This window comes from Campylobacter sp. LR264d, assembly GCF_008633895.1.
Classification (GTDB): domain Bacteria; phylum Campylobacterota; class Campylobacteria; order Campylobacterales; family Campylobacteraceae; genus Campylobacter_D.
Genome location: NZ_VJNT01000021.1, coordinates 34,462 through 55,081, shown reverse-complemented (window position 1 = coordinate 55,081; position 20,620 = coordinate 34,462). Strand labels below are relative to the sequence as shown.

General features: G+C 29.4%; 26 protein-coding genes and 1 tRNA gene. 8 read left to right on the top strand and 19 right to left on the bottom strand.

Annotated features, from left to right (window positions below; translation table 11 throughout):
* Nucleotides 1–62: 62 nt before the first annotated feature.
* Nucleotides 63–926, top strand: coding sequence for an HDOD domain-containing protein (locus FMM56_RS05030; protein ID WP_150207935.1), 864 nt, complete (start codon nt 63–65; stop codon nt 924–926).
* A gap of 28 nt (nt 927–954) precedes the next feature.
* Entirely contained in the window at nt 955–1,431 is a 477-nt protein-coding gene (gene cheQ / locus FMM56_RS05025; protein WP_150207932.1) for a cheVAW transcriptional regulator CheQ, read from the top strand.
* 11 nt (nt 1,432–1,442) lie between these two features.
* Here the strand turns inward: cheQ and FMM56_RS05020 are convergent.
* From FMM56_RS05020 to FMM56_RS04930, 19 genes are all read right to left on the bottom strand, one after another.
* Nucleotides 1,443–1,517, bottom strand: a tRNA-Asn gene (locus FMM56_RS05020).
* Between the two features lie 77 nt (nt 1,518–1,594).
* Nucleotides 1,595–2,083 (bottom strand): thioredoxin family protein, encoded by a 489-nt coding sequence (locus tag FMM56_RS05015; RefSeq protein WP_150151117.1) that lies wholly within the window; start codon nt 2,081–2,083, stop codon nt 1,595–1,597.
* Complete coding sequence (locus FMM56_RS05010; RefSeq protein ID WP_150140709.1) at nt 2,044–2,523, bottom strand: TlpA family protein disulfide reductase; 480 nt, start codon at nt 2,521–2,523, stop codon at nt 2,044–2,046. Before FMM56_RS05010 ends, FMM56_RS05015 begins: the two co-directional genes overlap by 40 nt.
* Nucleotides 2,520–3,167: an ABC transporter ATP-binding protein gene (locus tag FMM56_RS05005; protein WP_150151114.1), complete on the bottom strand. Its 648-nt coding sequence runs from the start codon at nt 3,165–3,167 to the stop codon at nt 2,520–2,522. The genes FMM56_RS05010 and FMM56_RS05005 overlap by 4 nt, the downstream gene beginning before the upstream one ends.
* Nucleotides 3,168–4,289 carry an ABC transporter permease gene (locus tag FMM56_RS05000; protein ID WP_150140713.1) on the bottom strand — a complete coding sequence of 374 codons (1,122 nt, stop codon included), beginning with the start codon at nt 4,287–4,289 and terminating at the stop codon, nt 3,168–3,170.
* Nucleotides 4,279–5,541 carry an ABC transporter permease gene (locus tag FMM56_RS04995; RefSeq protein ID WP_150140715.1) on the bottom strand — a complete coding sequence of 421 codons (1,263 nt, stop codon included), beginning with the start codon at nt 5,539–5,541 and terminating at the stop codon, nt 4,279–4,281. Before FMM56_RS04995 ends, FMM56_RS05000 begins: the two co-directional genes overlap by 11 nt.
* Nucleotides 5,531–6,928, bottom strand: a complete 1,398-nt coding sequence (locus tag FMM56_RS04990; protein ID WP_150151111.1) for a Fe-S-containing protein — start codon at nt 6,926–6,928, stop codon at nt 5,531–5,533. The genes FMM56_RS04995 and FMM56_RS04990 overlap by 11 nt, the downstream gene beginning before the upstream one ends.
* Before the next feature lie 185 nt (nt 6,929–7,113).
* Nucleotides 7,114–7,629: a flagellar FLiS export co-chaperone gene (locus FMM56_RS04985; protein ID WP_150180550.1), complete on the bottom strand. Its 516-nt coding sequence runs from the start codon at nt 7,627–7,629 to the stop codon at nt 7,114–7,116.
* Between the two features lie 49 nt (nt 7,630–7,678).
* A complete protein-coding gene (locus tag FMM56_RS04980; RefSeq protein WP_150140721.1) occupies nt 7,679–8,272 on the bottom strand; it encodes an ABC-type transport auxiliary lipoprotein family protein in 594 nt (197 codons plus the stop codon).
* The gene (locus FMM56_RS04975; RefSeq protein ID WP_150151105.1) at nt 8,272–9,165 is read right to left on the bottom strand and encodes an MlaD family protein; all 894 of its coding nucleotides are present in this window, start codon (nt 9,163–9,165) and stop codon (nt 8,272–8,274) included. Before FMM56_RS04975 ends, FMM56_RS04980 begins: the two co-directional genes overlap by 1 nt.
* Before the next feature lie 2 nt (nt 9,166–9,167).
* Nucleotides 9,168–9,890 carry an ABC transporter ATP-binding protein gene (locus FMM56_RS04970; protein ID WP_150140818.1) on the bottom strand — a complete coding sequence of 241 codons (723 nt, stop codon included), beginning with the start codon at nt 9,888–9,890 and terminating at the stop codon, nt 9,168–9,170.
* Between the two features lie 3 nt (nt 9,891–9,893).
* Nucleotides 9,894–11,000 (bottom strand): ABC transporter permease, encoded by a 1,107-nt coding sequence (locus FMM56_RS04965; RefSeq protein ID WP_150207930.1) that lies wholly within the window; start codon nt 10,998–11,000, stop codon nt 9,894–9,896.
* A gap of 91 nt (nt 11,001–11,091) precedes the next feature.
* Nucleotides 11,092–12,984, bottom strand: coding sequence for a transketolase (tkt, locus tag FMM56_RS04960; RefSeq protein WP_150140727.1), 1,893 nt, complete (start codon nt 12,982–12,984; stop codon nt 11,092–11,094).
* 9 nt (nt 12,985–12,993) lie between these two features.
* Complete coding sequence (locus FMM56_RS04955; protein ID WP_150180570.1) at nt 12,994–13,833, bottom strand: polyprenyl synthetase family protein; 840 nt, start codon at nt 13,831–13,833, stop codon at nt 12,994–12,996.
* Nucleotides 13,833–14,924: a PDZ domain-containing protein gene (locus FMM56_RS04950; RefSeq protein WP_150180548.1), complete on the bottom strand. Its 1,092-nt coding sequence runs from the start codon at nt 14,922–14,924 to the stop codon at nt 13,833–13,835. The genes FMM56_RS04955 and FMM56_RS04950 overlap by 1 nt, the downstream gene beginning before the upstream one ends.
* Complete coding sequence (locus FMM56_RS04945; RefSeq protein WP_150140731.1) at nt 14,921–15,229, bottom strand: YbaB/EbfC family nucleoid-associated protein; 309 nt, start codon at nt 15,227–15,229, stop codon at nt 14,921–14,923. The genes FMM56_RS04950 and FMM56_RS04945 overlap by 4 nt, the downstream gene beginning before the upstream one ends.
* Nucleotides 15,230–15,232: 3 nt before the next feature.
* Entirely contained in the window at nt 15,233–16,516 is a 1,284-nt protein-coding gene (locus FMM56_RS04940; RefSeq protein ID WP_150151097.1) for a UDP-N-acetylmuramoyl-L-alanyl-D-glutamate--2,6-diaminopimelate ligase, read from the bottom strand.
* Complete coding sequence (locus FMM56_RS04935; protein ID WP_223811471.1) at nt 16,513–17,070, bottom strand: histidine kinase; 558 nt, start codon at nt 17,068–17,070, stop codon at nt 16,513–16,515. The genes FMM56_RS04940 and FMM56_RS04935 overlap by 4 nt, the downstream gene beginning before the upstream one ends.
* On the bottom strand, nt 17,039–17,311 hold the full coding sequence (locus FMM56_RS04930) for a NifU family protein (protein ID WP_150140737.1): 273 nt from the start codon (nt 17,309–17,311) through the stop codon (nt 17,039–17,041). Before FMM56_RS04930 ends, FMM56_RS04935 begins: the two co-directional genes overlap by 32 nt.
* Nucleotides 17,312–18,069: 758 nt before the next feature.
* Here FMM56_RS04930 and FMM56_RS04925 point away from each other — a divergent pair.
* The 6 genes from FMM56_RS04925 to FMM56_RS04900 all read left to right on the top strand — a co-directional run bounded on the left by FMM56_RS04925 (nt 18,070) and on the right by FMM56_RS04900 (nt 20,443).
* Complete coding sequence (locus tag FMM56_RS04925; RefSeq protein WP_150140739.1) at nt 18,070–18,315, top strand: hypothetical protein; 246 nt, start codon at nt 18,070–18,072, stop codon at nt 18,313–18,315.
* A gap of 150 nt (nt 18,316–18,465) precedes the next feature.
* Complete coding sequence (locus tag FMM56_RS04920) at nt 18,466–18,702, top strand: hypothetical protein (RefSeq protein WP_150151094.1); 237 nt, start codon at nt 18,466–18,468, stop codon at nt 18,700–18,702.
* Nucleotides 18,696–19,139: an N-6 DNA methylase gene (locus tag FMM56_RS09205; protein ID WP_150151091.1), complete on the top strand. Its 444-nt coding sequence runs from the start codon at nt 18,696–18,698 to the stop codon at nt 19,137–19,139. Before FMM56_RS04920 ends, FMM56_RS09205 begins: the two co-directional genes overlap by 7 nt.
* Nucleotides 19,084–19,662 (top strand): N-6 DNA methylase, encoded by a 579-nt coding sequence (locus FMM56_RS09200; protein WP_190318953.1) that lies wholly within the window; start codon nt 19,084–19,086, stop codon nt 19,660–19,662. The genes FMM56_RS09205 and FMM56_RS09200 overlap by 56 nt, the downstream gene beginning before the upstream one ends.
* Nucleotides 19,663–19,669: 7 nt before the next feature.
* On the top strand, nt 19,670–19,903 hold the full coding sequence (locus tag FMM56_RS04905) for a hypothetical protein (RefSeq protein WP_150140746.1): 234 nt from the start codon (nt 19,670–19,672) through the stop codon (nt 19,901–19,903).
* Nucleotides 19,904–20,074: 171 nt separating this feature from the next.
* A complete protein-coding gene (locus FMM56_RS04900) occupies nt 20,075–20,443 on the top strand; it encodes a hypothetical protein (protein ID WP_150140748.1) in 369 nt (122 codons plus the stop codon).
* Nucleotides 20,444–20,620 lie beyond the last annotated feature (177 nt).

Sequence of the window (20,620 nt, the reverse complement as noted above, 5' to 3'; positions counted from 1 at the left end):
ATAAAATAATAAATAAATCAAATTTTAGCTATAATGATACATTTCAATTTAAGGAAATATTTATGAATGAAGATATGAACGAACTTTTGCTAAAAAGTGTTGAAGTTTTACCTCCATTGCCTGATACAGTTATGAAACTTAGAAAATATACAGATGAGGCTGGGATTGAGGTTGATACTAAAAAAGTAGCCCAGATTATACAAGCTGACCCTGTCGTAACAGCTAAGCTTTTACAACTTGCAAATTCGCCATTTTACGGCTTTACAAGCGAAATAACCACAATTACTCAAATTATAACCTTACTTGGTATAGGAAATATTAAAAATATAGTTATAGCAAATTCAATAAGAGATAATTTTAAAATTGATGTTAGCCCTTATGGCTTAGATACCCAGGATTTTTTGGCTAATTGTAATGAAGAAGTAAATTTTATAACCCATTGGCTAGGCGAAGAAGATGTAAGACTTTCTCGCTCCCTTGTTCCTTGTGCCATGCTTTTAAGACTTGGAATCATTGTTTTTTCAAATTTTTTAATACAAGAAAAGAAGGATAAATTTTTTTATGCCCTTTTAGAAAAAAATAAATTTAAAAATATAACTATGGTAGAAAATGAAATTTTAGGTGTTGATCATATTTCGTTTTTAGGCTTTTTATTGCATAGGTGGAATTTTGATGAAAGCCTTATAGAAAGTATTTGTTTTGTAAATACCCCACATTCTGCCGATGATAGCATAAAAAAAGCAACCTATGCCCTAGCAATCACCGACCGACTCTTTGCACCTTATAGTAATAATTCTCCATTTCGTGCTAAGGCTGCAGTGGCACTAGTTAAAGAGGCTATTAGCGTGGGTGTGCCTTTTAAATTAAAGACCTTTATTGATAAACTTCCAGCTAAGGCTGTAGAAAATTTAGACAAAGAAGATTAATCAAGCTTTTAAAGCTTGATTGTTATAAATGACAAGCCTTATTTTACCTCCTAATGAATTTTTAGACAATTACATTTTAAACGCTCAATTCCATAAACTTGCTAGTATTTCTAAAAACGCTTATAAATTTTGGAAAAAGGTTCAAGTTGGAAGATATCAAGGTACAAGAATCATTTTTTTACATAAAAATTATATACTTGAAAAACATAAAAATGCCCTTTTAAAATGCGATGATTTAAGTGGTTATGTCCTAGCTAGTGCTTTTTGTTCTTTTACTACCTTAGCCCCATCTCACCTTGTAGCAAAAAATAATTCAGCCATTTATAAGCTTTTGGATATAAAAGAACTTTGTGGGATTAAATTTGTAAATTTAAAGGCCTTTTATGATTTTTTAGGGCTTGAATATAACAAGCATATTTATATAGAAAAATGCCATTTTTTTAGCCCTGCACCCTTTGAAAAACGCATTAAAATCACTGATACAATGTGTGTTGGATATTATTAAAATTTTAAAAGTGGCTCTGGATGTAGGATTCGAACCTACGACCAATCGGTTAACAGCCGACTACTCTACCGCTGAGCTAATCCAGAATAAAAGTTGTATTATATTAAAAAAGTATGTTCTTGTCAAGCTGTTTACAAAGTTTTTATTAAATTTAGCCTATTATTTAGCTAAATTCAAAAAGTGATTTTTCAAGTACAGACAAAGGTGTTAAGCCTATGAATTTATCACTCATTTTTCCATTTTTAAACACGCTTAAAACGGGCACTCCATACACTCCATTAACCACACTTGAAAAAAATTTCCCAGCCCTTTTTTCATAAAAGGTGCTTAATTTTAAATCCTTTTTTTTGCTCCAAATTCTAGCTTCGTTTTCATCCTTAATCCCGTCTAAAATAAGAAAAATTTTTAAATCATTTTTCAAGGCTAAGTCTTTTAAAATAGGAATTTGTTCATTGCAAACATTGCATTCTTTAGTAAAAAAAACTAGCAAAAAATTATCTAATTTAGAATTTAAACTCAAGGTTTTTTCAAAGCCATTATAAGAAAATGCTAATCTTTCATTAGTATTTATGCTTTTAAATTCTTCACTACAAGCACTTAAAAAAATGAGTATTAAAGAAAGGATACAAGCTTTGATTCTATATTTTTCCAAGGTTTTTCTCCTAGAATTCTTTCTTTTATGAGATTATCTTTAATTATAATTGTAGTGGGGGTTGCGTAAATGCCATATTTTTGCGAGGTTAGCTTTAAATCATCCTTTAAAATATACACATTTTTAAGCCCTAATTGTTCGGCTATTACTTGTACTACTTCCTTGCTATCGGTTGAATTTATAGCAAAAACTTCTATTTTGTTTTTATTATCAAGCACGAATTTATCAAGCCTTGGTAATTCTTCAAGGCAAGATGAACAGCCATTTTGAAAAAAAACTAAGACCTTTAAATTTGCCTTTGAATTGCTTAGTTTAATGTTTTCACCCTGCATATTTTTAGCTAAAATTTCAATTGATTTACTTCCTACCTTTCCTACACTTTCTTCATTAAAACAAGCACAAAAAAATACGCATAAAAAGGATAAAATAATTTTTTTCATTGCATTATACCATGATGAAGGTGTATGCTCCTATCAGCACTTTCTGCAAGCTCAGGATTATGCGTGATTAAGATTATAGTTTTACCTTCTTTTTTAAGTTCTTTTAATGTGTTAAGCACGATTTGTTCATTTGTCTCGTCTAAGTTACCGGTTGGTTCGTCAGCTAAAATAATATCAGGATTATTTATCAAGGCCCTTGCTATGCAAACTCTTTGTTGTTCCCCTCCACTTAATTGGCTTGGTAAGTGAGAAATTCTATGAGAAAGTCCTACTTTTTCAAGCATCATTTTAGCATCTTCTTCATCAGGGCTTGAGTGATAATATTGTGCTAACATTACATTTTCTAAGGCACTAAGATAGGGGATTAAGTGAAATTGTTGAAAGACAAGACCGATTTTTTCGCGTCTAATAATGATTTTTTGTTCTTCACTTAAATCCTGCAAATGCTTATCATTTAATATATACTCTCCACTACTTGGAGAATCCATTAAGGATAAAATATTTAAAAGCGTGGATTTTCCACTGCCAGAAGGTCCCATAATGGCTAACCACTCCCCTTCATAAACACTTAAATTTATATTATTTAAGGCCTTTACCTTGCCAAATTTTTTATTTAAATTATGAATTTTAATAATTTCTTTCACTTATTCTCCTTTTAAATTATCGCAAACATTGATTTTTAAAGCCTTTTTAATAGGAAAATAGGCTGCAAATGCTGAAAATATCAAAGATATTAACACTGCTAAAATTAAGGCAAAAAATCTAAAATCAATACTTGCATTGAAAATCATATAACCAAAAATGTTTGCTAAAAATATCCCACAACTTGCCCCTATTATGCTAGAAATAAGGGCTAATACAGCATACTCGCTTGAAAAAAGTTTTAAAATTTCATTTTTTTTAGCACCAAGGGCTAAACGCAGAGCTATTTCTTTTTTTCTTGAAAAAATAATAGAACTAAGCGTGGTATTTACGCTTGTTGTAACTATTACTAAAATAATTAATATTATTAAAAACATTAAGGCCTTAATTTTATCTAGTACCATGGCCTCGCTTAGTGATACTGATGAAATAGGCTTTATGCTTATTAAATCATTACTTAGCTTTGCAGTTTTATCGTTAATTTGTTCAAAAGAACCATCAAGCACGGCAGTTGCGTAATTAATCCCACTTATATTGCTTAAATTTTGAACTATTTTTAAAGGGGCTATTAATAAAGAATCAAATTCATCGCTACTTGATAGAATTCCTTTAACCACTAGTTTAACGCTTTTTGAAGTGTTAGGATTATAAATTTGAATGCTATTTCTAACCTTTGCTTGTAAGCTTTTTGCTAAGTCAATGCCTAAAAAGCAAGTATCATCATTAAAATCGCTTAGATTAAAACTTCCTTCCTTAACCTCTAAAAAGGGCTTTGTAACCTTTAAAGAGCGAAAATCAGTACCTAAAACAATGCCACTCGTACTTCCTAAATTTAAAAAATCAAATAAAAAAGGCGTTATAGCCCTTGCTTTTAAGCTTTCTTTTATGGTGTTAAACTCATCATTATCTATAAAATTTCTTTCAATGTCCTTTGAAGTAATGCTAATATTAGCTCCATACGCCTTTAACTCCTTTGAAAGCTTTATATCAATGTCAAAATAAATATTTAAAAATGCTGAACTTACCATAGCCCCTATAAAGATTGATAAAAATACTATAAAAAGCCTATGATAAGAAAAACTAAGGCTTTTTAGAATTTCTGTTATAAAAAATTTACCTGCCACAAAGCACCTCCCAAGCCGATAAGCCCATAATGCTTTTAATAGGTAACAAACAACCCAAAATCGCAATAAAACCTGCAAAGATTAAACTTAAAGGCAGGGCTATAAAAGAAATTTGTATTAAATAACCAAATATATTAAAGCTTATTAATTCTGAAATTCCTATACCACAAATAAAGCCACAAATTGCTGCGACTAAGGCTACAATGAGATTTTCACTAGCAAAGATTAAATAAATTTGAAAGGTGTTTGCCCCTAAAACCTTTAAAAGTCCTATTTCTTTTTTGCGTGAATTTATCTCAGAACTCATTAAACTAGCAATTGCAATGCTAGCTACTATAATGCAAATTAAGCTTGTAACACCCATTAAGGATTGAATTTTTTTAACCACTAAACTTTCTGCATCGCTAATGGAATTTAAAGGCTTTGCACTAACTCCTGGCAATTCTTCTTCTATTTGATAAGCAATAGAACCAACATAAGCACTACAATACCAAGTATCATGTTCAATCGCATCCAAACTTGCCACATCTCTTCTTGCTTTTTTTGCTAAATCATCTTCTGGTATAGTTAAAGCAGAAACTTCAGCCCTTGCATAAAGTCCTTCTTTATCAAATAAATTTTGGGCTAATTTTAAAGAGGTGATAATTTTATTGCTAAGCTTGTTTGCATGTAAAATAATGCCTACAACTTCTACTTCTTTGTTGTTTAATAAAAGTTTATCGCCTATTTTTAGATTATTATTTGTAGCAAATTCATCACCTAGCATAATTTCTTCTAAGCTATCATCCTTAGCTAATTTTCCTTGAATTTCAATAAAGGGATAAAGGGTTTTAATGCCTGTTTGAAAATCTTCATCTTCCAAGGGTATATCTTTATTAAAATATGTCCCAACAACTAAAGCCTTTTTATCATTTATGTTAAGTTCTCCTTCTAAGAAAGGAGCAAAGGCCGTTATATTGTTTTGCCAAAAAATTTCTTTTATGATTTTTAAATCCTTTTCTTCTAGGTAGCTTTTATTTTTCAAAGGTTCATAAATTTGATTGCCTATTTCTATGCTAAGGCTTGAACCTTTGGGTAAAACTACTATATTTGAGCCATAACTTCTTAATTGTTTAGTAATTTCATTGCCTATGCTAAGGGTAATATTTAGCATAGTACAAATCAATAAGGTAGCTAAAAAGCAGGTTAAAAAGGCTAGAAATTTTTGTAATTTATTTTTAAATATTGAATTTTTTACCATGTTAACTAACATCATTGCGCCTTTGAATTAAAAATATAGCACTATTTTCATCTACGAATTTAGCAGGGTCTTCTTTGAAAAGTTCGTAATTTTTTTCATTTGTAAAATAATAAGTAATGCCCTTGTAAGAATAAGAATAAGGTGCTTTAAGATTAATAAGCTTTTCTTTTGAAACAGGATCACTTACCTCAATCTCCTTAATCTCATTAAAATAACTTGACCCAGCTACCACATCTTTTAAGGCAATTATTATTTTGCCATTTTCTACTTTGTATTCTAGGGGTATTGGATTACAACCTCCAAATTTACCAACGCTTGGTAAGAAAATTCTAACATTACAAGCTATACAAATTAACTCCCCTCCCTTTTTAATATAGCCTAAATCACCACAAATCATACACGCATCAAAGACGGCTACGGGCGAGCTTTTATCTTCTCTTTTGTTTATTAAGAAAAATCTTATTACCTTGCCTTCTGAACTTACATAAGAAAAACGGTGCAGGTTATTATCATTTAATAAATCTACATTAAAGACAAAATTTCCTTCTTCATTTGGTACAAGTTCAGTTGGAGGGTCTATTTTAATAGGTTTTGATGATATAGTATGAAAATAAGCTAAGATAAATAAAGAACAAAGGCTTATAAATAAAATTGACATAAAATAATTATTTACAAAGCTTCTTTGAGCTATTTTTTTTCTAAATTCACTATCTAAAAAGCCCTTTTTTTGATTGATATCTAGGCGAATTCTTAGGGTAAAAAAGGCTAGAAAAATTATATAAAAAAGATAAATATATATAAAAAAGCCACCAAAATAAAGGCTTTTTGCTACAAAACTAAGCAAGACTGAGTAAGTAGGGATTATATCATTTCTCATTAAGGTAAGAAAAATGTTAGCTAGAACCTTGTCAAATTCAAATAAGATAAGCAAGATTAAAAAGATAAAAGAAAGTGTTTTATTGTATGTTTTTTGCCATTTTAAAAAGAAAAATATCACTACACAAAAAACCATGCCAAGACCTATAAAACCAAGCGAAGAAATGGCAACGCTATCAAGTAAGGAGGTACTAAAAATAGGAAAGTCTTGTGAAATTGTATAGTATCCAAGCACTAAGCAAAAGCTAAGTAAAAAGCTTATTATATAAGATAAAATTTTATTTTGCCAAAAAAACAAAATAGGGGTAAAAAGGCAAGTTACAATAAAAACAAAGTTAAAAACAAAGGCTAAATTTTGCGTTTTTAGAAACTGGGCTGCTATAAAAAATGCAAAATATGAAAATAAAACACCTAAAAATAAGGCTAAAAAATTATTTAAAACAGCTTTTTTAGGCACTATTAAACTTACAAAAATAAAAAGTGGCATAAAAAAACTTATGAAATGCACAAAATAAATATTCATATAACTTCTTTCAATTTTGATAAAGGTTTTCTTTATTCTAAAGAGAACTTATACAAAGTTATCGCTTAATATTTTATAAAATTTGTAAGTTTAACATAATATTTTAAGGGCTTTAAGTTTATTTAAGAAAAGTTAATTTAACATGTAAATTTTGATAAGAATTATAACCTTGCTAATTTGCAAGGTTATTTAGTAGCAAAAATATTTTTAAGGTCAAATTTTTGTGTTTGTTTTTCTTCAAAGACACCAGCATTTGAAAAATCAAGTCCCAAAGTAATAGCCATAGTAACATCAACTAAGATATTTGAAATTTCTTCTCTTTTATCTTCTATATAGGCCAAAACGCCGTTATAATCGCTTTTTTCAAGCACTAATAAGGGGTTTGCAATCTCAAATTCAAAATTTTGCTTTCTCACATAAACGCTAAAGACATTATCAAATAAAGCAGTTCCCATAAAAGAACAATTTTGTATAATAGAAGACGCATCAGCATCAAGGGTCCTTTTTTGCATATCATCAAGGCTTTCATCAATCCTTTGACTAAGGCTAGTATGAATTTTTTTCAAGGCTATATCTAAAACCTGTAAAGCCCCTATAAAATCATTTGCATCGCTAATTTGAGAACAAATTTGCTTAGCCTTAAATACGCCTATATTATCAACATCACCTAAGTGCTTTTTTAAAACATCTAACTCATTCATTTTTCATCCTTCAAAGTTGCATTTGTTTTTAAAAAAGCAATAAGTGTTCCTAATTTTTACTAGTCATTAAAGAACAATCTTTAATAATAGAATTAGTAATGGAATTTAAGGCATTCTCAAAGGCCTTTCTTAAAGAATTGACATTATCATTTTCTAATTTTTCATGTTCATTAATATAATTTTTACTTAAAATTACTTGTAAATTTTTAGAATCAATTAAAGTAATATCCATACTTATACGCACATAACTTTCACCATTTTCATTATAAATTTGAGTAAAATCATTAAGTCTACTTTCGAGTATAAAATCACTTTGTACAATGCTATCTTGACTAAGTACCACTTTAAAGCCACTAGTTGCTTTTTGAATCAAAAAAGAAGTGATAATTTTAGCTGGTGTATCTTCAAAAAAGTGATAAGCCCAAGTTTGCATAATGCCATTTTGTTCGTATATAATATCCTTAGAATTTAACATTGAAGGCATGGAAGGGGTTAAAATTTTAATGCTTTTATTTGTGTTATTTAGATTTAATGTACTTTCACTTTTAAGACGTAGAATTTGAGTTTTATCAACTTGAGGTGCATCCTTGATAGAACAAGATATAAAAACTAAGCTTATAAGTACTATTAAAAATTTTTTCATTATTCTTCTCCTGGGGCTAATTTTGTTTTTGTTTCTTTAAATATCAAATTTGATGGGCTTTTTTGTAGTTGCATTAATAAAGAATTTGCATTTTGCAACACATTTTTTAAAAGTTCTAAATCCTGTGTTAAGCTATAGCGAATGCTATCATAAGAATCAAGCTTTTTACTAGCCTTTGTAGTAAATTCATTAATAGAATTAATGCCCTTATCCACGCTATCTAAGCTAGTTTGTAGCTTTTTACTCAAAGCAGAAATATTATCAGACATTACTATAAATTTAGCACTCAAAGTGGTTAAATTCTTTGAAAGGTCCTTTGAATGAGCGTTTAGATTTTGACTAAATTCAGCTATGTTGTATAATAAAATTTCTATATTTTTTAAATTCTTATCGCTAAGTAATTGTTTAGAGGCCTCTTCGGTTTTTTTAATCAAAGAAAATACATGCTCGCCCTGTGCATCAAGCTTTTTAAAGAAACTATCTTTCATTTTTATAACAGGCAAGGCCCCACTAACGCTAGTAAGCATATTGCTTTCTCTAGTTCCTCCTTGAAGTTGTATATATTTAAGCCCTGTAATACCAGTAGTTTCAAGACTTGCATAGGTATCTTCTTTCACAGGGATATTTTCTTTAACCTTTATTAAAATTTTTATTTTAAGACCTTCATTTGTGAAAAAATCAATCTTTTCAACATTACCAACTTCAACGCCCAAAAGTCTAACAGGTGATTTTATATTAAGCCCTGAAACAGATTCTTCTGTATAAATTTCATAATAATCAAAAATTTCTTTTTTTTCTCCATAATCACCAAGCCATAGCATAATGCCTAAACTTGCAAAAAACACTCCAAAAACAAAGAGTCCTACGAAAAAATAATTAGCCTTGTTTTCCATTTTTACTCCATAAATTTCTTAAAAAGTCTTTCATTTTGTTCCTCTAACTCCTCACAAGTTCCTATAAATCCTACTTTTTTATTTTCTAAAATGATAAATCTATCAAGCAGGGTTTTCATGCTATTCTTATCGTGAGTTACAAGTATAACATTTAAATCAAAACTATGTTTAAGGTTTAAAACTAACTCATCAAATTCACGGCTACTATAAGGGTCAAGTCCCGAGGTTGGCTCGTCTAAAAACAAAAGCTTACTATCAAGTGCTAAAGCCCTAGCAATAGCCACTCTTTTTTGCATACCCCCACTTAATTCGCTAGGATAAAGATTTAAAACATGTTCTTGTAAGCCCACCATTTTAAGCTTCATTAAGACAATTTCATAAATGGCCATGTTATCTAGTTTTGTATATTCTTTTAAGGGTATGGCTATATTTTCAAAGACGCTAAAAAAGCTAAATAGGGCAGCAAATTGAAAAACCACGCCCCATTTTTGTTGCAATTTTAAGGCGTTTTTTTGACTTATATTTTTTAATTTATAGCCTAGAATTTCATATTCTCCACTATCAAAATGTTCAAGCATTAACATTTGCTTTAAAAGCACAGATTTACCACTACCGCTACCCCCTAAAATGCCAAAAATTTCATTTTCTTTTATATTAAAGCTTACTCCATCATGTATAAGCTTAGAACCAAAACGCGTTTTAATATTTTCAGCCCTTACAACCACCATTTAAAGCCCCATTTTTGTTAATACTATTGAGAATAAAGCATCAAAAGCAATCACCCAAAAAATTGCATTTACAACGCTTTTTGTAGTGTAAATTCCTATGCTTTGAGTGGTATTCTTCACCTCAAAGCCCCTAAAACAAGCAATAAGCCCTATTAAAAAGCCAAAAATAGGGGCCTTTACAAGTCCTATTACAATGTGTTTTAAGGGCACTGCCTCGTGAAATCTACGAATAAATTCAATAGCACTTACATCAAGGCTAATTTGTGCTATTATCATTCCTCCAACTATGCTTATAAAATCCCCAACAGCCACTATTAAAGGCATAGCAATAACAAGGGCCATAACTCTAGGCAATATGATAAATTCAAAGCTACGAAAACCCATAGTATTCATAGCTGCAATCTCATCAGTTATTTTCATAACTCCAATTTGGGCTGTATAAGCACTGGCACTTCTACCTGCTATTACAATAGCTACTATTAAGGGGGCAAGTTCTCTAGTGGCTGAAATTCCCATTAAATCAACTATGAAAATATTTGCCCCAAATTGTTGTAATTGATTAGCTGCTTGATAGGCTAAAACAATACCAACTAGCAAAGAGGTTAAGATAATAATAGGTAAGGCTTCAAGGGCAGATGTTTCAATGTGATATAAAAAAGAAATAAAACGAAAATGTTTAGGATGTTTAATGCATCTCGCAAAACTTGCAAAAAAAGCCCCGATAAAATTAATAAATCTATATAAAATTTTAAATAAATTATGCGTTAATATGCCTAAATTTTCAAAACGTTCTTTTATACTTGTTTTCTTTTTTTGTATCTTTTTAACGCGTATAAAATGCTTTTGACAAAGGGAAAAAAGATTTTCAAACCTTTCGTTTAAATTTATTCTCTCAACCATTACGCCCTTTGCTTTTAAGTCATTTTCAAGGGCAAGTACAAATCTCACCCCTGTCATATCAATAAATTTTAGATTTTTAAAATCAATTATAAGCTTTCTTGTTTTAATCTTACTTAGTATATTTTTTAAATCAAGTTTATAAATATTATCTTTATCCCAGCTGCCAAAAAGCAAAAAGCTATCGTTTTGAATATTAAAATTTGCCATTTTTTAATTTTAAAATTCCAAATTTTTTAAAGTCATTTTCTTAATCCTTTTTTAAAAATGTAAAGTATATTACAAAATTATTAATTAAGAATTAATTTTTAAGTACAAAGTTTAAAAGCTTTTCTTTGCTAAATCCAAAATACTCAAACACGTCTTTATCCTTGCCACTTTCTCCAAAGCTTTCTATAATATAAAGCTTGTCGCAAAATTGATAAAGTTCTTTTGAATTTGCGGCCTCAACGCCTATTACTAAGCCCTTTAAAAGTCTTTGTTTATAAGCTTTATCTTGTCTTTCAAAAAGTTCATAACAAGGCATGGATATTACATTGCATGAAATTTCTTTTTTTTCAAGTTCCTTTGCCACTTCTAAACAAAGATTTACCTCACTACCACTTGCAAGAAGGCTAAATTTTGCATTTTCATGTTCTTTTATTAAGTAAGCTCCATTGCTAATATCGCCATATACGCTATTAGGCAAGGCTTTAAGCTTTTGGCGAGATAAAACAAAAGCACTAGGACAATTACTTTTTAAAGCTATCTCCCAAGCTTTTACATTTTCAAGACCATCAGCCGGACGAAAGCTTAAGAAATTTGGCATAGCCCTAAATGTGCTTAATTGTTCTATAGGTTGGTGAGTAGGGCCATCTTCTCCAACGCCTATGCTATCGTGCGTAAATATAAAAAAGTGTTTTAATTTCATTAAAGCAGCAAGTCTTGCAGCAGGTTTTAAATACTCACTAAAAATAAAAAAGGTAGCCGAAAAAGGTAAGAAAATTCCATATCTTGCAAAGGCATTATTAATGGCAGCCATGGCGTGTTCTCTAATGCCAAAATGAATATTTTTACCACTTACAAAATCGCCCATTTGTTTTAATTCTGTCTTATTTGAAGGGGCGAGGTCTGCACTTCCACCTAAAAAACCTATTAATTGTTTAGCAATCTCGTTAATTATTAAGCCATTGCTATCCCTTGTCGCCATATCTTGTCCCTTTAAATCTGGCAATTTAATATCATTAAAATTTGGTTTTAAAAGTTCGTTTAAAAGGTTTTCTTTACCATTTTCTTTTAAAATTTTATTCCACTTTGCTTCTTCTAAATCACCTCTTTCAATAGCACTTTCAAAACGCAGTCTAACACTTTCATCAATCTCAAATTCATCCTTAAAGTCTAGTTTTTCCTTAGCCCTTTTAATCAAATCAGCCCCAAGGGGAGCTCCGTGGCTTTTATGACTTCCTTCAAGTTCTAAAGCCCCTTTAGCAATGGTTGTTTTTGCTATGATTAATACAGGTTTTAAGGCTTTTTTTGCTAAATTTAAGGTTTTATCTATCTCATCATAATCATGACCATTTATACTAAATACTTCAAAGTTCTGTGCTATAAATCTTTGTTTAATATCTTCATTAAAGGCTAAATTTACATTGCCTTCTATTGAAATTTCATTGCTATCATAAATTATTATTAAATTATCAAGCTTGTGTAAACCTGCTATCGAACAGGCTTCATAACTTATTCCTTCTTGTAAATCGCCATCCCCACACAAACAATAAATTTTATGATTGATAAGTTCATCGCCAAGTAAATTTACAGCCTTTTTAGCCGCCATAGCAAAGCCAACTGCATTTGCCACGCCTTGACCTAAGGGACCTGTAGCAATTTCTACGCCAGGAGTTGAAATTTCAGGGTGACCCGGGGTTTTTGAGTGAAGTTGTCTAAAATTTTTTAAATCATCTAAGCTTAAATCATAGCCACTTAAATGTAAAAAGCTATAAAGTAGGGCGCTTGCATGTCCTCCTGAAAAAATTAATCTATCGCGATTTAGCCAGTGTGGATTTTTAGGATTGTGCACTAAATGATAGCTTAAAACTGCCATTATATCAGCTAAGCCAAGGGGTGCCCCTGGATGGCCACTATTTGCCCTTTCTATCATATCTGTACTTAAAAATCTTAAAGTATTTGCTTGTAAAGCTAGAATTTGTGTTTGCATTAATTATCCTCATAAATATTGTTTGATTAGTTCTTTTATCATAAGACCTATATTTTTATCTACTTCTTTTAAAGAAAGAAAACATTCATTTTTTAAGCTTTCAAGGCTATTTTTCGCTTCTTCAAGTCCTAATAAATTTACAAAGGAATTTTTATCACTATCATTTAAACTAGTTTTGCCACTTTGAGAACTAGACATTGTAGCATCTATGATATCATCATTTATTTGAAAGGCAAGTCCTAATTTTAAGCCTATGTTATAAAGCTTTTTATTTTCTTTTTTGCTAAGTTTGCAAATTTGCCCACCCATTTTTAAACTTGCTGCTATTAATTTTGCAGTTTTGTGAATGTGTAAAAATTTTAAAGACTCTAAATCAAGTTTTTTATTTTCAAAATAGCAATCTAAGGCTTGTCCTAACACCATGCCGTTAATTCCCGCGTTAAAACTAAGCGTTTTTATAAGCTTTAATCTAATGCTTTTTTTAATTTTCATCTTTGAAAGTACCAAAAAAGCCTCGGTATTTAAGCCATCTCCTACTAAAATAGCACTTGATTCGTCATATGTTTTATGCAAAGTGGCAATTCCTCTTCTTAAATCTGCATTATCCATAGCAGGTAAATCATCATGTATAAGTGAATAAGTATGGATAAATTCTAAGGCTAGTGCTGCATCAAGTGCTTTTTTTAGATATTCTGGATACTTTACATTAACTACGCCAAGTAAGAGTTGGGCACGAAAATGTTTTCCACCACTTTCAAGCATTTGAGAAAGTGCTTTATTAAAAAAGGGGTGAAAGCTTTTTACAAAGGGTAAATTGTGCTTTAAATGCTGGGTAAAAAGTGTCTTTATCACTTATTTAACCTTATGAAAAATTGAAATTTACCATCGCCCTTGTCTGCGTAAATTCCTATACTATCACCATAGCCATGCAAGGGTAATTTTTCTCTTTTTCTTTCTACTAAAACATTAAAATCATTACCATTTGCTAGTATATCTTGGATATTTTGAGTACTTGTTACTACTTTATTATTAATGCGTAAAATTTTATCTCCTACCATAAAACCAGCCGAAGAAGCCTTTGAATTTGCATCAACCTTTGTAACCACTAAAGCCTTATTAATGTGTAAGCCAAGATTACTTCTATATCCTGTTGGAACGGGTTTTGGCTTATTATCTGGTAAATTAAAACGACTTAAATCCTTTTCAGTAACCAAGGTTGATATATTTAAATCAAAATTATCCCTTATAACGCCAAAATAAAGCGTACTACCTCTATCAGCAAAAAGTACTTTTTCATTTAATTTTCTAAGGTCTTTTACAATCTCTCCATCAACGCTTACAATCTCATCATTTATTAAAAATTGCCCGTTTTTTCTAACGCTATTTACATAAATTTTATTTTCCCTAACAGCAAAATCAACGCCTATATCACCCCAATAGACATCATTATACTTCATAAAATGTTTTAAGTATCTATTGCCTATAAAGGCCCCATTATCAAGCCCAATGCCTAGCATATTACAACAAGGACTATTTAAAAGTCCGATTTTTGTAGTAAAATCAAGCTGGTCCTTTTCGTTAATATCTTGTGCTAGATACTTAATATGCCCTATAAAGGCACGGCTAGGGTCTAATATACCTACCCAATCATTGCGAGTTAAATTTTGTTCTTCTATCATTCTTGTAGGAATAAGGCTAAATTCAGTTTTTACAAGATACAAATTTAAAAAAGGGTCGTACTTTACATATTTGTTAAGCTTTGTATTTTCTTGTTTTAAAACAGCTAGCAAATTTTCACTTAAAGCAAAGGCTGGTAAGCCCTCATAGGTTAAAACGCTTGCCTTATTTTTTTCATAACAAGCAACAAAGTCTTCAAGTTTTGGTCTTTCAACGCCAAATAAAAAGCCTAAACTTAACAAAAATACTAAAAATACTCTCATAATTTTCCCCCTAAGCTACCTAAAACATCGCTTGTTAGGCTATTGCGATTTTGTGCTACCATGGCTAGTACATCATTTATAGCAGAGATTAATAAAATTTGTAGTGATTCTTTATCTTCAAGTAAAGAATCATCAATGCTAACATCGATTATTTCACCCTTGCCATTTGCACTCACCTTAACAAGCCCGGCTCCACTTTTAGCACTAAATTCGCGATTTTCAAGTTCCAATTCTAAACTCTTTGCCTTTTCTTGAACCTGACTTAAAAGCTCACCCATTTTAGAAAAATCCATATTTTCAAACATTTATTATCCTTGATTTGCAACGATTTGTAAAATTACTTCCTTATCACTAAATGGGTATTTTACACCCTTAATTTCTTGATAAGTTTCATCACCCTTGCCTAAAATAACTACTAAATCGTCCTTTTCTTTAAGCGTTAAAGCCTTTTTAATGGCCTCTTTTCTATCTGTAATTTTTAAAGCCCTATCAGCATTTTTAAAACCCCTTGTAATCTCATTTATAATATCTTGTGGGTTTTCATCGCGTGGATTATCACTTGTAATAATAGCAACTTTTGCATAATGTTCAACAACCTGACCCATTATTTGCCTTTTGCTTTTATCTCTATTGCCACCAGCCCCAAAAACTACGATTAAATCCTTATTTTTTAATGAGTCAAGCACCTTTTCAATGCCATCAGGTGTATGGGCAAAATCCACGATAACGCCCTTACTAACTTCTTCAACCCTGCCACAAACTCCACCAAAGCCAGAAATTGCCTTTTCTAATTTTTTTAAATTTGGCTTTGTTAATTCATACACACAAGCACTAGCTACAAGTAGATTATAAAGATTAAAAAGTCCTATTAATTTTGATTCTATATGAAAACTAATATCCCTTGCTTGAACTAGTGCATCAATGCCATCTTGCAAAGAATATGCCTTAATATGATAAAAAGAAGGATTTTCTATGCCATAACTTATAGAATTTTTAACATTAAATTTAATAGTCTTAGCATCCTTATTTATAAATTTTAAACTCTCATCAGTAAAAAAACTTTCCTTAGCCTCTTGATAAGCTTTTAAATTTTTATGAAAATCTAAGTGGTCCTGGCTTAAATTTGTGTAAATTTTAGCCTTAAATTCAAGCCCTTCTATCCTTTTTTGCACCAGGGCGTGAGAACTTACCTCCATAACGAAAAAATCGCACTTTCTCTCACTTGCACTTTTTAAAAAACTTAAAGTTTGCAAAAGTGGCGAGGTTGTCATGCCTTTGTCTGCTATTTGTTCATCATTTATAAAAACCCCTCTTGTACCACAAAGACCACATTTAAATCCTAAATCAAGTAAAATAGAATAAATTGCAGCAGCTGTTGTAGTTTTGCCATTTGTCCCTGTAATGCCTATAATTTTGATATTTTCATCTATATTTAAAAGCTTTTTTGCCTTTTTTATATCTATGATTATGGCACCCTTATTTTTAGCCTCGTCTGCAAAACTAGCATTTTGAAAGCTTTTTAAAAAAAATGAATCTTTAACACATTCTTTAGAATTATCACTAATAAAAGAATTTGAAAGTTTTATAATCACTTTTTTAATCCTATAAGTTTTTTATGCAATCTCATAAAACGTTCATTTGACCATAAATGTGGCGATACATTTTCAAGATAGGTAAAAACTATATCCTTATAGCCATTATCAAAAAGTTTTTCTAAAAAATCTAAAAAATCATCTTTATTATCTATAATCAATTTTGTATTAAAAATCACATTTTCAAAGCTTTTTTTAAAGCCAAGTACTCTTTCGCTTTGCAAAAAATCACCATAAGAAAGAGCGTTGCTTTCTTCAACCTCGTTTTGTCGTTCTCTTTGTTCTTGCCTTAAATCCACATTTTCTAAAATTTCAGCTAAGTCCTTGTCTATATTAGGGATTGTATAATGAGCAAGGTAAAACTCAAATAGTAAAAAGGCTTCTTTTGGAGCTTTAAAGGCCAAATTGCAAAGGTCTATGAAATTTAATAAACGTTTATTTGGACGTCTTTCATAAGCTAGGCAAAAATAGGTTCTAGCTGTGTTAAAATCTTTATTATAAAAGTGTTTTATAGCTAATTTTTTATAATTTTGCGAACTCATCTTTCCCACCATTTAAATTTATTAAGCTTATATCAGGATGAATATCAATCTTTAATTGCCTTTCAAGCCCATATTTTAAAGTAACTGAACTTGCCACACAGCCACTACAAGCACCCGTTAAATGCACATAGACAACGCCATTTTTAACGCCTAAAAACTCCAATCCTCCACCATCTTGTTCTAAGATATGTAAATTCTTTGCAAGACTCGATTTAACAGGATTTATTAGCTCTTCATCGTTAAAAGGTAGCATTTTCTTTCCTTATATAAATTTATTTACTTTATCAAAATTATATTGAAAATAAAGTAAATTAAAGACTTTTTTTAACGCTTTTTTATAAATTTTTAAAATAAGAAAGCTAAAAAAGTATTTAATTTTTACTAGTTATAAAATTTTGAAACTTTAATTTGATAAAATTTTTTAATTAAAAATAATAATTAAGGTAGCGAAATTTCAAATAAATTTATAACTAGCAAAAAAGGAAACTAAAATATTAATTTTTTGCAATGCAAACAAGAATTTGATGAAAAAATAAAAAGAACACTAATTACAAAGCCTTTTTGCCAGAACATTTAACATTAGATAAAAATGTTAATTTACTAAACAAAGCAAAAACAAATGAAATAGAACAATTTTATAAATAGCAATTTCTTTATAGTATAACAAATTCAGGTCTTTACACAAAAGAATTTATAGGCACAGAAATAACATTTGCCAAAGGGCAATAAAGATAGTAAATCAATAAAAATAGATGCTTGTATTTTTGATGATAAAACTTGGTTTGAAAAATATCAAAATTATCAAAAAATAATGATATAGATGATTTAGAATGGCTTAAACAGCATATTATTGCAATAATTGAGTTTAAAAAAAATAATGGAAAAAGTGTACAAGAAATTTATGAAAAGCAAGTAAAGTCTTATTTAAAAGAAAGTGAAAGAGATTTTTGCCTTGGAATTTATTATGATAGTGAAAAATTATTTTTATTTAAAAAGGTAAATAATAAATTTTTGCGTTACGTAGAAGAATTTAATTCACTTGGTTATAACTCAAAAACAAAAGATTTAAATCTACACTTAACCGACCCTTATGAGTATATTCCAAATTTTACAGATTTGTTAAATCAAACACAATCAAAACAATTACAAAGAGATAAAAGAATATTAAAAGATTTAGATACTATTTCAGGTATTCATTCTACTCAAATAAGTAACGCTATGCATAATATCTTAGAAGCTATGGATAAGGTAGCTTAACTAATCAAAAAGGTTATTCTATTTTAATTCAAATTCTAGCAATTAGAATTTTTAATGAAAAAAGAGTTGAAAAAAATAGTAATTTATATCTAAAATTTTACATTACAAAAGATTAGAAAAACTATACAAATATTTCAGATAAAAATTTTTATGAACTTTATAAAACGTATTGAAAAGATTGTTGATGATGCAAGTGGCAATCATCGCCGTATTTTAAAAGAAAAAGAATTGGATTTTAAAAATAATAACCATACAAAAGTTTTAGTTAGCGTTGTTAAAGAATTTCAAGATTACTCATTTGTAAAATCATACAAAACTGACTTATATCAATTAATTTTTAGTAATTTTGCTTCACATTTTGCAAAAGGTATAAATGGGCAATTTTAACACCTATTCCTGTTATTGATTTTTTAGTAAAAATAGTTAATCCAATAAATGATGAAATTATAATTGACCCAACTGCTGGGATTGCGGATTTTTTATCGATTTCTTATGTGAATTCTAGCAGTAAATTAGATGATAATAATATCTTTGGAATGGATATTGATTCTGATATGGTTAAACTTGCTACGCTAAATATGCTTTTAAATGGTGATGGAAATGCAAACATAGAACAAAGAAGTGATTTAGGTTCTATACTTTATAAATTTGATAAAGAAAATAATATAATAAAACTTGACCCAAATATAAATATTAACGGGCTTTGGGATAATAGGGCTGATGATAAAGCACTTAAAAAATTTGATGTAGTTTTGACAAATCCACCTTTTGGACAAGAAAGGGCATTTTACCCACGAAACGAGAGAGATAATAAGCTGTTATGAAACTTGGAATTTATACACACAAGATGACCCTACTAACTTAGAAATTTTGTTTTTAGAAAATGCTTATAGAATTTTAAATGAAAATGGCATACTTGGCATAGTTTTATCAAATTCAATAGTAAGCATTGATACTCATATAAAAGTAAGAGAGTGGCTAATGAAAAATATGAGAATTGTTGCTTTGTTTGATTTGTCTTCAAATGCCTTTGCTGAAACAGGAGTAAATACAACAATAATTGTTGTTTATAAGCCTAGACAGGAAATATTATTAAATTTACAGCAAAATAATTATCAAGTTTTTGTAAAAAACATAGAAAATTTAGGATATAAGGTAGTAACCAAAAATAGAAATAAATTTTTTCAATCAATATATAAAATAAATCTTGAAAATTTTGAGATAATCATATATGAAAATGGTAAGGCTATGATTGATGAAGATTTTACTCAAACCATACTTGAGTTTAAAAAATGGTGTCTAGGACAAGAACAAGACCTGCAAGATATTTTTATAAAGGAAAAATAAGCTTACAATGAAATCATTTATTGATATACCAAGTATTATAAATTATAAGGATATTATGCAAAATTATTGTAATCTTTCAAGCAATGCTTATAAATGTTTAATTGTAAAAAATTACAATTTAAAATCTCTTAAAGAACTTTTAGATAGAAATTTATTAAGGCAAGATTTAGGCTATAAAGTAGGTTCATTAGCTTATGCAAAATCATCAAAATATTTTTTTATTAAAAGTAGGGCTTTATAAGAGCATTCATTTTTGTTAAACCTTGAAAAAAGTGCGAGCGAGTATATTATGTCACAAGCTTTTATCGATATGAATTTAAAAGAAAATGACATAATTATTTAAAAAGATAGCAATATTGGCGAAGTAGTTATACTTGAAAAAAATTATCCAAATGCTATATTATCGGGTGCATTGTATAAACTTCCTATTACAAAATATAAATTTTATATTTTAGCAATGATAAAACATGGTATTTTTAGGCAACAATTAGATTTTATGGTTTCAAAGGGTGCTACAATAAGATACGCAAAAACATTATTTTTAGATTGTAAAATTTCTTTTCCAAATCATAATGCTGACCAAACTATAACTTTCATAGAAACCATAACAAAGTCCATCATAAAAAAAAGAAAAGTTAATCAAGGAACGACACAAACAAATTTAAAACTTATAAAAAATGAGCTTTTAAACAATCAAAAAGAACATAAATTTATCTATCAAGAACCAACTACAAAAGATTTGCAAACAAGTGGACGCTTTAGATACTGGAGTTTATTCTAAGGAGTTTAAATATATTGCATTCTTGATAAAAAATTATAAATATGGTTATAATAATTTTGAAGAATGGGACTTTAAATTTAGTAGAGAACAAAATTTATAAGAAAGCTGTATCGGTAAAGTGTTTATGGTAGAAATTATGCAAAAAATTTTTATTCATTGGCATTGCCAACATATTTT

Excerpts from the sequence above, each read along its gene's own strand:
- FMM56_RS05030 (WP_150207935.1), top strand. The coding sequence starts at position 63 with ATGAATGAAGATATGAACGAACTTTTGCTAAAAAGTGTTGAAGTTTTA.
- cheQ (WP_150207932.1), top strand. The coding sequence starts at position 955 with ATGACAAGCCTTATTTTACCTCCTAATGAATTTTTAGACAATTACATT.
- FMM56_RS05010 (WP_150140709.1), bottom strand. The coding sequence starts at position 2,523 with ATGAAAAAAATTATTTTATCCTTTTTATGCGTATTTTTTTGTGCTTGT.
- FMM56_RS04995 (WP_150140715.1), bottom strand. The coding sequence starts at position 5,541 with ATGTTAGTTAACATGGTAAAAAATTCAATATTTAAAAATAAATTACAA.
- FMM56_RS04990 (WP_150151111.1), bottom strand. The coding sequence starts at position 6,928 with ATGAATATTTATTTTGTGCATTTCATAAGTTTTTTTATGCCACTTTTT.
- FMM56_RS04985 (WP_150180550.1), bottom strand. The coding sequence starts at position 7,629 with ATGAATGAGTTAGATGTTTTAAAAAAGCACTTAGGTGATGTTGATAAT.
- FMM56_RS04980 (WP_150140721.1), bottom strand. The coding sequence starts at position 8,272 with ATGAAAAAATTTTTAATAGTACTTATAAGCTTAGTTTTTATATCTTGT.
- FMM56_RS04975 (WP_150151105.1), bottom strand. The coding sequence starts at position 9,165 with ATGGAAAACAAGGCTAATTATTTTTTCGTAGGACTCTTTGTTTTTGGA.
- FMM56_RS04965 (WP_150207930.1), bottom strand. The coding sequence starts at position 11,000 with ATGGCAAATTTTAATATTCAAAACGATAGCTTTTTGCTTTTTGGCAGC.
- tkt (WP_150140727.1), bottom strand. The coding sequence starts at position 12,984 with ATGCAAACACAAATTCTAGCTTTACAAGCAAATACTTTAAGATTTTTA.
- FMM56_RS04950 (WP_150180548.1), bottom strand. The coding sequence starts at position 14,924 with ATGAGAGTATTTTTAGTATTTTTGTTAAGTTTAGGCTTTTTATTTGGC.
- FMM56_RS04945 (WP_150140731.1), bottom strand. The coding sequence starts at position 15,229 with ATGTTTGAAAATATGGATTTTTCTAAAATGGGTGAGCTTTTAAGTCAG.
- FMM56_RS04935 (WP_223811471.1), bottom strand. The coding sequence starts at position 17,070 with ATGGTGGGAAAGATGAGTTCGCAAAATTATAAAAAATTAGCTATAAAA.
- FMM56_RS04930 (WP_150140737.1), bottom strand. The coding sequence starts at position 17,311 with ATGCTACCTTTTAACGATGAAGAGCTAATAAATCCTGTTAAATCGAGT.
- FMM56_RS04920 (WP_150151094.1), top strand. The coding sequence starts at position 18,466 with ATGAACTTTATAAAACGTATTGAAAAGATTGTTGATGATGCAAGTGGC.
- FMM56_RS04905 (WP_150140746.1), top strand. The coding sequence starts at position 19,670 with ATGAAATCATTTATTGATATACCAAGTATTATAAATTATAAGGATATT.